The sequence below is a fragment of the Streptomyces sp. P17 genome, assembly GCF_032436805.1.
Classification (GTDB): domain Bacteria; phylum Actinomycetota; class Actinomycetes; order Streptomycetales; family Streptomycetaceae; genus Streptomyces.
Map to the genome: position 1 here is coordinate 1 of NZ_JAVRBF010001398.1, position 241 is coordinate 241.

1 protein-coding gene is annotated in these 241 nt (G+C 42.7%); it reads left to right on the forward strand.

From position 1 onward, the window contains the following. On the forward strand, nucleotides 1-195 hold a 195-nt coding region (locus RMT89_RS45120), incomplete at its 5' end, for a hypothetical protein (RefSeq protein WP_315889547.1). Nucleotides 196-241: the final 46 nt, after the last annotated feature.

The following is a 241-nucleotide window of genomic DNA, read 5'->3' on the forward strand; positions in this document are numbered from 1 at the left end:
TGTGCTCTTCCGATCTATACACTGCATGAAAATAAATTTTCATTAAAAAACCAAACGTGCGACTACCAAGCCCTTAATACGCTGATAAAACGTCTTCAACAAGAAGCGCTAAAGCGGTCAGCTAAAACTCAACATCCCTTAGCGAAATTATTACGGGCACTAGGTGTAGACAAGGCGCTTTGGATTTGTCATTAGGAGAGCAGATGATCCAATGAATCCGGCATCGTTGGGGTCAATTCGG